The 5070-nt window shown below is 37.9% G+C and carries 11 protein-coding genes; 9 read left to right on the forward strand and 2 right to left on the reverse strand.

Annotated features, from left to right (window positions below; genetic code table 11):
• Positions 1 to 99: 99 nt before the first annotated feature.
• From BHE89_RS25420 to BHE89_RS26965, 3 genes are read left to right on the forward strand one after another with little or no spacing between them, the layout of a single operon-like run.
• Positions 100 to 288 carry a DUF488 family protein gene (locus BHE89_RS25420; RefSeq protein ID WP_458694212.1) on the forward strand — a complete coding sequence of 63 codons (189 nt, stop codon included), beginning with the start codon at positions 100 to 102 and terminating at the stop codon, positions 286 to 288.
• The gene (locus BHE89_RS09285; protein WP_216080998.1) at positions 288 to 770 is read left to right on the forward strand and encodes a hypothetical protein; all 483 of its coding nucleotides are present in this window, start codon (positions 288 to 290) and stop codon (positions 768 to 770) included. The genes BHE89_RS25420 and BHE89_RS09285 overlap by 1 nt, the downstream gene beginning before the upstream one ends.
• Complete coding sequence (locus BHE89_RS26965; RefSeq protein ID WP_216080997.1) at positions 698 to 892, forward strand: DUF4326 domain-containing protein; 195 nt, start codon at positions 698 to 700, stop codon at positions 890 to 892. Before BHE89_RS09285 ends, BHE89_RS26965 begins: the two co-directional genes overlap by 73 nt.
• Positions 893 to 1014: 122 nt before the next feature.
• Here the strand turns inward: BHE89_RS26965 and BHE89_RS09290 are convergent, their stop codons facing one another.
• Together BHE89_RS09290 and BHE89_RS09295 are read right to left on the reverse strand one after the other, a co-directional pair.
• Positions 1015 to 1812, reverse strand: a complete 798-nt coding sequence (locus BHE89_RS09290) for a DNA translocase FtsK (RefSeq protein WP_077885092.1) — start codon at positions 1810 to 1812, stop codon at positions 1015 to 1017.
• 61 nt (positions 1813 to 1873) lie between these two features.
• On the reverse strand, positions 1874 to 2164 hold the full coding sequence (locus BHE89_RS09295; RefSeq protein ID WP_128860423.1) for a hypothetical protein: 291 nt from the start codon (positions 2162 to 2164) through the stop codon (positions 1874 to 1876).
• 264 nt (positions 2165 to 2428) lie between these two features.
• Between BHE89_RS09295 and BHE89_RS09300 the strand changes: the two genes are divergently transcribed.
• The 6 genes from BHE89_RS09300 to BHE89_RS09325 all read left to right on the forward strand — a co-directional run.
• Positions 2429 to 2704, forward strand: coding sequence for a helix-turn-helix domain-containing protein (locus tag BHE89_RS09300; RefSeq protein ID WP_069367797.1), 276 nt, complete (start codon positions 2429 to 2431; stop codon positions 2702 to 2704).
• Between the two features lie 107 nt (positions 2705 to 2811).
• Positions 2812 to 3153, forward strand: coding sequence for a hypothetical protein (locus BHE89_RS09305; protein ID WP_069367798.1), 342 nt, complete (start codon positions 2812 to 2814; stop codon positions 3151 to 3153).
• 9 nt (positions 3154 to 3162) lie between these two features.
• Entirely contained in the window at positions 3163 to 3480 is a 318-nt protein-coding gene (locus tag BHE89_RS09310) for a hypothetical protein (protein ID WP_128860424.1), read from the forward strand.
• Positions 3481 to 3761: 281 nt separating this feature from the next.
• Complete coding sequence (locus tag BHE89_RS09315) at positions 3762 to 4196, forward strand: DUF2787 family protein (protein WP_069367800.1); 435 nt, start codon at positions 3762 to 3764, stop codon at positions 4194 to 4196.
• A 70-nt stretch (positions 4197 to 4266) separates the two neighbouring features.
• Complete coding sequence (locus tag BHE89_RS09320) at positions 4267 to 4782, forward strand: hypothetical protein (protein WP_069367801.1); 516 nt, start codon at positions 4267 to 4269, stop codon at positions 4780 to 4782.
• A gap of 102 nt (positions 4783 to 4884) precedes the next feature.
• A partial coding sequence (locus tag BHE89_RS09325) for a hypothetical protein (protein ID WP_141008283.1) occupies positions 4885 to 5070 on the forward strand: 186 nt, incomplete at its 3' end.

Here is a 5070-nt window from a genome sequence, read left to right on the forward strand (position 1 = left end):
TGAAGGAGCTATGTGGCTCAGAATATGTTCATATGCCTGAATTGGCACCAACTAAAGAAATACTTAATCCATACAAAAAAAGGTGATATATCTTGGGAGATGTATGAAGATAGGTTCTTAAATTTAATGGCAAAGCGTAACATCGAACGCTTTGCAAAACTCCCGCTATTTGATCAAGGCTGTTTACTTTGTAGTGAGCACGAACCTCATTTATGTCACAGGCGTTTAGTGATAGAATACCTAAACGAACATACTGATTTAAACTTTAATGTTAAGCACCTGTACTAATGGCTAAGATATTGATTTTGTACCCTAAGCTTTTTAATTGTTATTCAAAATTTGCAAGGAAAGTGGGTAAGATAACATCGAATTTAGATGATGTGGAATTGCTTTATCCTGAAGATCCCAACAAGCTGATTGAAGTTTTTTGTTCGGAGAATATAGGTACTGTAAGTTCTAATCATTTACCAAAGTGGTCATGTGATGATATAACACATGCGATTGTTTTTGATGATGGAGAGGAATTTGTTTTAGAGTTTGAATTATTGACAAAATCTAAAATCCCTCTGAGATTTATACATATTCAGATAACTAGGGTGATTAATATAAAGTCTGATACAAAGTATAAAGCTGAAAAATGTACTCCTCACTATGAATACATTGGTAGGGGGATCATACTGGGGGAAATCCCTACTCAATGTTTGAGGATGGAGATCGAGATGAAGTTATCAGAAAATTCAAGTATGACTTCGATTATGATAAATTTTTAAATGTGGATAAATCAAAGGTTTATAGTTTGTCTGGGAAAAGATTGGGATGCTTTTGTAAGCCACAGGCCTGTCATGGAGATATATTGGCTGATTTTCTGAACTCTTGGGATGATGGTAAGTAGATTTTTAAATTTATGAACTAAAGTCAATGGTGGAGGGAGTATGATTTATGCTTATATAAATCATAGTTTATGATAAACTTTTTTTAGAAATTGTGATTATTAATTGATTATATTCGCAATGGTTAAAACTGACTTTTCCAATAAATCAAATACCGTAAATAGTCCCCACCGTCCTCTTGCAGCGCATGCACCAACGGTTTCATGCTTTTATGGGGTAAGTCAGGCCACTCACCAATTCCTCTTGGCTGATGAGTATTTTCCTCACTTAGGCTTTCCCATCCTGCTTCATTTGGCACCCATAAACCTTGCCATTCTTCTTGTGCTATACGGGGCAGCTTCCAGCACGGCTGATAACTAATGCGTCCATGTTGCCGCAGTACATCCAGCGGGATTTCAGGGCGTAATGTGGCTAGAAAACGGTAAGAACTGGCGTTGTTGCGGAGTGTATCCTGATAAATATCATCGCTGTGCGTATCAATCAGGTATTCAAACGGTGAGATAGATTTCAATATATTGGCTGTACTACCTTCAATCTCGATTTCTTCAACCCAGACTACAATACGTTGCCAGACGATAGCTTGAATCAAACAACGGTATTCTAGGGATTGCGTATCCAGCGGTGATTCAGTGAATAACGGTGTTTGTGCCGTCTCAATAGGTGCTGTAAAGGCTGAAGCATCAAAAGATCGGCTGTGAGTTGGGTATCCTTGCACTTCACGATAATCATATTGATTTAACGGGGTGATAACACCGAGATGCTCAAGTTGATGAATAATGCGCTCAGCACGGTGAAATCCTATCCGAAAATGGCGCTGTAAACGTCTCGGTGAGGCTCTGTTAATGAGAATGACATAATTAATGGCTTTAACTGTCAATGGGTCACAGCTGTTGTCTAGCGCGTTGTGGTGAGATAACTGCATAGTGCCTCTGAGTCAGTGACGAAAATACAGTTATTAAAATAACAAAAGATATTAAAAGATACTAACTTAATTCTTCCTGTTTCATTGTGAGTGCATTTTTTAATAACGCTTTTCTTTTCTCAACTGACAGTGATTTGTAGATTTCAAGTAAAAGGTTAAGATCTGCACTTTCAGAAGATAGCGTGTTTTGCTTGATGATCTCTTTTTCATTCGTGTTTAGGATCACCTTAAAGGCATCAATATGATAGAGGTCGCCACGCTTATTAGGGTTCTTCTTGCGAAAGTGGGGATGAAGAGCTGTGATTGACTCTAGACGGACTCTAACGCCTTTCGCGGTGGTAGGGATATCCATATCTTTATATTCAGGGTAACGTGTTGGATCGTCAGCTTTTTCTTTTCCTATAGCAGCTAGCTCCCCACTGGTAAACCAAAGCTTGGGCGCATTATCTATTTCAGTTAGTTGTTTTTTTATCAGTCATGATTTTTATAAATTCCATACATATCAAAAGGATAAAATAACCGCACTAGAAAGATGTTAAAATCATAAAGATATCTATTGATAATTCCCTTTAATTGGTTTTTAATAGACGAGGAATTAAACAGTGGAGTTATTACTATGTCTAACCCTGTAGCATCTCAAAAAAAGCCCGGAAAAGGAAGCGCTGCGGATTGGCACCGCGCGGATATTGTGGCGGCTTTGCATAAAAAAGGGGTCACACTAGCGCAATTATCTCGCGAGCATGGTCTTTCTTCTCGGACGTTAAATAATGCGCTAGAGAGAGCTTACCCAAGAGCTGAACAGATCATTGCGGATGTGATTGGCACGGCTCCCGAAACAATATGGCCGAGTCGTTACATCAACAAGCCACCCTCTAATAATCATGGGCGGTAATTGAAATAGCCTAAATATTTACCCTTGCCTATCGGTAAGGCATTGCACCCATTCTAGCGTCAACACCATGGAAAAAACCCTTAATTCATTTAATTGAAGGAACAGTCATGTCTATCAAAAATAAATTGCAAAAAATCCGAGAAGAAAACGAAGCGAAAGGATTAAATGATCCAGCTTTATTTAAACAGCGTTTGCTCAACGGGGGCTTTGGATTAGCTAAAACCTTTTGGCTATTTTGGTTTTTACCGATTTTATTCTTAAATATCGTTGAATTTTTTATTACTAAAAAGGTGACATTGAATAAAGTAGAAGCATTGATTCTCATTTGGGATGTTTGCTGTTTTTACTTTATCGCGAAAATACCGAATCGTCGTGCTTGGTATTACGTGGCGTTGGTGGTGATTGCACTTGATATATTAGCAGGGATCACCGTGAATTTTCTGCTGTAAGGTGACAATGTGAAAATGAAACTTAGCCAGTGGATGAAATCAAGCATATTAACGGCGATGGTTGGTTTAACGGGATGCAATGAGAGCACTGTAAATTGTAATAGTGATGGTGCAAAAGCATTAGCGTTACAAGTGGTCAATCAACATGTCGGTTGGGCAATGTATGAGCAGCTTGAGAATGTGCGAACGCAACGTCAAAATACACAACGAGGCGTTTATCTCTGTGCTGCGGAAGCAACGGGGAAAGCAGGTTCTATCACGGTAATTTATTCCGTGCAGCTTACGGATGATAAAAAAAGTTTTGTTGTTACGTTACTCAATGGTTAATTGCTATGCCAGCCTATTATTAGGTTGGCATTTTATCATTTGACGTTTCTATTCTTTCATTCACTTTCCACGTCAATATTCCCCCGCCATAAATAAAAATCACGGTAGGTATATCAAAATAGCAATGATGGCTAAATGCATGTAACTATCTGATTGTAAATAATAAAACACTTTACTTTGCTAGTGGTTATGGTAAAATATTAGCATGGCACTATACCAAAAATATGATTGGGTTGTGCTTAACAGTTTATTTCCACTTTTTTATTTAAAGGCAACTTTATATGACTATTCATCAGTCAGGGCTACGCTTGCCTATCGCACAAGCTTTTAGCCAATTATTATTACATGAACTGAATAATTCAGTGATTAACTCAGCGATTGATTTAACCACTGTTAGGGCGGTTACCTTAAATTTTCGAGACCCATTGTATAGTGCTGAAACAGGCGGTTTCCATCCTGTCGAAATACGCTTGTTACGGCTGCATGAGCAATGGCAGTTTGATTATGTGACAGATTTTTCATACATGGGAAGCTATTATCCTGAGCTTGAAAAGGAACTCGATGTTTGTTGGTCGCAGAGTTATATCTATCATTTTATGATAGGGGATATTGATGAAGAAGAGGGCGGAGCACTGTTTGAACTGTGGCAACGCAATTTTATTCAATACCACAAAATGAAATGTTATGAAGTCAGTATTCAGTGGGAAACCCACTAATTAAGTAAAAAATAATACCAGCGCTGGTGATTCCATTAAGTACAGTACAATCAAGAGAAGGTTTGAGTTGATGTTGATACCGTCCAAGCAAGGGGATTTAGATTGCCTCTGTGGGATTTACAGTCTGGTGAATATGAGTGCATGGTTTTATGGAGATCGCATTAAGCCCCGCCCGTTATTTAATTATCTTTTGCGTGAATACAGTGAATACTGGTCACTATACAAGTGTTTAAGTCAAGGTATTGATATTCCTGAAATGGATTACTTGATTAAGCGCCTAACCTCAAAATACCCATCACAAACCCCTCTACACGTCACCACGCCATTTCGTTACAGAGATGGACTTACCACACAAAAAATACTGTCTACTTGTCAGGCATTCTTAGACGCTCATACAACGTCACGTCGGCTTATTCTTCTGGGTGATCAGTGGCATTGGTCGCTGGTGGAGCGTATGGATAGTGGCTATCTCTATTTCTTTGATAGCCACCAGCAAGAGAAAGTGAGCCGCACCTGTTATGGTTTACGAGGTAACAAGGTACGTCGGTTGTATAGTGAATCTGTTTATTTTGTTGAAGTCACTTAGTTTTCGTATTCGCTTTATTAATTTTATCTGATTGCTAATCATACATTAGCTTATTAATATTCATTATTAAGAGTTATAAATGAATGGAAAGGGCTAAATGATATGAATGATCATATTGTTGTACATACAATACAAAATATTATACAAAAAATGAAAAATGAAGGTATTGCATGTACTGAGGATAGCATTATAGGTATATGGAAAAATCATCATATAGAGTTTGTCTTAGATTGGCGAGGAAAAGGGTATAGTAATATTACAGGAAAAAAGAATTACGATGAAATTGTC

Source organism: Shigella sp. FC1967, assembly GCF_001743005.1.
Taxonomy (GTDB): Bacteria; Pseudomonadota; Gammaproteobacteria; order Enterobacterales; family Enterobacteriaceae; genus Proteus.

Bases quoted from the DNA above. Each gene is read 5' to 3' on its own strand.
- BHE89_RS09295 (WP_128860423.1), bottom strand. From the start codon at position 2,164: ATGGATATCCCTACCACCGCGAAAGGCGTTAGAGTCCGTCTAGAGTCA.
- BHE89_RS09300 (WP_069367797.1), top strand. From the start codon at position 2,429: ATGTCTAACCCTGTAGCATCTCAAAAAAAGCCCGGAAAAGGAAGCGCT.
- BHE89_RS25420 (WP_458694212.1), top strand. From the start codon at position 100: ATGTATGAAGATAGGTTCTTAAATTTAATGGCAAAGCGTAACATCGAA.
- BHE89_RS09285 (WP_216080998.1), top strand. From the start codon at position 288: ATGGCTAAGATATTGATTTTGTACCCTAAGCTTTTTAATTGTTATTCA.
- BHE89_RS26965 (WP_216080997.1), top strand. From the start codon at position 698: ATGTTTGAGGATGGAGATCGAGATGAAGTTATCAGAAAATTCAAGTAT.
- BHE89_RS09315 (WP_069367800.1), top strand. From the start codon at position 3,762: ATGACTATTCATCAGTCAGGGCTACGCTTGCCTATCGCACAAGCTTTT.
- BHE89_RS09290 (WP_077885092.1), bottom strand. From the start codon at position 1,812: ATGCAGTTATCTCACCACAACGCGCTAGACAACAGCTGTGACCCATTG.
- BHE89_RS09320 (WP_069367801.1), top strand. From the start codon at position 4,267: ATGTTGATACCGTCCAAGCAAGGGGATTTAGATTGCCTCTGTGGGATT.
- BHE89_RS09305 (WP_069367798.1), top strand. From the start codon at position 2,812: ATGTCTATCAAAAATAAATTGCAAAAAATCCGAGAAGAAAACGAAGCG.